The organism is Celeribacter marinus, from assembly GCF_965656515.1.
Classification (GTDB): Bacteria; Pseudomonadota; Alphaproteobacteria; order Rhodobacterales; family Rhodobacteraceae; genus Celeribacter; species Celeribacter marinus_D.
Genome location: NZ_CBFHKW010000037.1, coordinates 1 through 2,176, shown reverse-complemented (window position 1 = coordinate 2,176; position 2,176 = coordinate 1). Strand labels below are relative to the sequence as shown.

Sequence of the window (2,176 nt, the reverse complement as noted above, 5' to 3'; positions counted from 1 at the left end):
GAGCGCGTCAAATTAGGGTATCGAAACTCGAATCGGAGATATCCATGAGAAATATTCAAATCATTGAAACTGTTACATTTCACTCCAATGCCGGCGTGACTGATGCGCAATTGCATGACGCCGCAATCGCGTTGGAGACATATTTTGCACGCTGCGATGGCTTCTACGGGCGTCTGGTTTTCAAAACCGCTGAGGGGCTTTGGATGGATCAAATGCTTTGGGCAGACCAAGCAAGTGCACAAAGCGCGCACGATGGGTTTATGGCCGATCCTGCAGCGGGAGCCTACGTGGCATTGATCGATCACCCGACAATGACATCCCACATCACCCCTGCCCTTTTCGCGGCGGTGGCATAACACATGGCGGGCGGTCGCAAACAAACCGGCATTCGGCGTAGCGACCGCCTGTTCGATCTGATCCAGATTTTGCGTGACGGACGCTTGCACACCGCACGGCAATTGGCCCAGCGCGTTGAGGTGTCCGAGCGCACGATCTGGCGCGACATGGCGACCCTCAAGGCGTCAGGCGTCCCAGTAGAGGGTGAGCGCGGCGTGGGCTATATGATCACCGCAGCAATCACCCTTCCCCCCGTGAACCTGACCATGGGCGAATTGGAGGCGTTGCACTTGGCTGTTGCCATTTTGGGCGAGGCGTCCGATCCGGAACTGGCCAAGAGTGCGGCCTCTCTTGCGGCAAAAATCGATGCAGTCTTGCCCGAAAACACCGGCCCGCCCGAGGCAGGATGGGGGTTTGCCGTGCACCCCTATGCCTTTGCCGATGCCCGCGCAGGGTTCAAACACATGCCCGCGCTGCGCGATGGCGTGCGCGAACAAAAGGTGTTGCGGGTCAGCTACTTATCTCTGTCGGGCGAGAAAACAACGCGCCTCGTACGCCCGTTGCAGCTTAACTATTGGGGACGGGTTTGGACATTAAGTGTCTGGTGCGATTTACGGGGCGGGTTTCGCACCTTTCGTGTGGACCGCATCGACAACGTGATCGACACAGGCGCAACGTTCAAACCCGAATCTGGCAAAACGCTCGCTGATTTTATCGCGTACCAAACGGCGCAGCATCCGCACGATTAGGCGGGGAACACAAAACACCGCTCACGGCGCAGCATCAGCCAAAGGGGTGTCCCGGGTTTGGGCAAAAACACACTCGGCACGGTGGCATGTAAGACCGATCCGTCAAAATCCATTCGAAACTCAACGATGCTTTCGCGGCCCATAAACCGTGCCCGTTCAACAATGCCGCGCGCAGGTGTGCCATCTTGTGGTGTCGGCGCCGGTCCGCGCCCCCCACGATCAAAATCGATCCGCAGGTGTTGCGGACGAATGACAATTTCCACCTCTGTCCCGTCAGGGCGTCCGGGGCATAGAAACGCCCCAAAGGCCGTGTCCACCATAGCATTTTTGACCGTGCCACGGATCACATTGATATCGCTAAAAAATGCTGCGGCGGCCTTGTCCACGGGTGCGTTATAAATGTTGTAGGGCGCGCCTTGTTGAACAATCCGACCATCACGCATCAAGGCAATTTCATCCGCCATCCGCATCGCCTCGTCCGGCTCATGTGTGACGAGCAAAACGGCTGTACCTTCGGCCTTGAGGACATCCAAGGTGCTGTCGCGAATTTCATCCTTCAGGCGCTCGTCGAGACCTGAAAACGGCTCATCCATCAACATGATCGACGGGCGCGGTGCAAGGGCGCGCGCGAGGGCCACACGTTGCTGTTCACCGCCCGACAATTCGTGTGGAAACTGATCAATGGCGCGGGTCAAATCGATCTTTTCGAGCAAATCCAGAACACGCGCCCGTTTGTTCGATTTTGACCCTTTTAGGCCGAATGCAATGTTATCAGCGACCGATAAATGTGGGAAAAGTGCAAAATCTTGGAACATCAAACCAATGGAGCGCCCCTCTGGCGGGACGCGGTGAACCGTGTCACAGACCAGATTGCCATCAACATAGATCTCACCGCTGTCTTGCATCTCGACGCCGGCGATGATGCGCAACGTGGTCGACTTGCCACAGCCCGATGGGCCCAGCAAACAGGTGACTTGGCCACGGGTCACTTTAAGGGATACATCAGACACATCTTCGCGCCCCGCAAAAGCACGGCGCAGATTACGAATTTCCAAACGCGGATGCGTATCGGGTGTCGACATGACGGGTTG

3 protein-coding genes are annotated in these 2,176 nt (G+C 56.8%); 2 read left to right on the top strand and 1 reads right to left on the bottom strand.

Translation table 11 applies throughout. From position 1 onward, the window contains the following. Window positions 1–44: 44 nt before the first annotated feature. Both ACTG34_RS09255 and ACTG34_RS09250 read left to right on the top strand, forming a co-directional pair. Entirely contained in the window at window positions 45–356 is a 312-nt protein-coding gene (locus ACTG34_RS09255; protein ID WP_439104644.1) for a hypothetical protein, read from the top strand. A 3-nt stretch (window positions 357–359) separates the two neighbouring features. Beyond that, window positions 360–1,085, top strand: a complete 726-nt coding sequence (locus tag ACTG34_RS09250) for a helix-turn-helix transcriptional regulator (protein WP_439104643.1) — start codon at window positions 360–362, stop codon at window positions 1,083–1,085. Here the strand turns inward: ACTG34_RS09250 and ACTG34_RS09245 are convergent. Then, window positions 1,082–2,167 (bottom strand): ABC transporter ATP-binding protein, encoded by a 1,086-nt coding sequence (locus ACTG34_RS09245; RefSeq protein ID WP_439104669.1) that lies wholly within the window; start codon window positions 2,165–2,167, stop codon window positions 1,082–1,084. The two genes, ACTG34_RS09250 and ACTG34_RS09245, sit on opposite strands and share 4 nt — an antisense overlap. Between the last annotated feature and the right edge of the window lie 9 nt (window positions 2,168–2,176).

Coding starts and splice junctions, on each gene's coding strand:
- ACTG34_RS09245 (WP_439104669.1), bottom strand. CDS start 2,167: ATGTCGACACCCGATACGCATCCGCGTTTGGAAATTCGTAATCTGCGC.
- ACTG34_RS09250 (WP_439104643.1), top strand. CDS start 360: ATGGCGGGCGGTCGCAAACAAACCGGCATTCGGCGTAGCGACCGCCTG.
- ACTG34_RS09255 (WP_439104644.1), top strand. CDS start 45: ATGAGAAATATTCAAATCATTGAAACTGTTACATTTCACTCCAATGCC.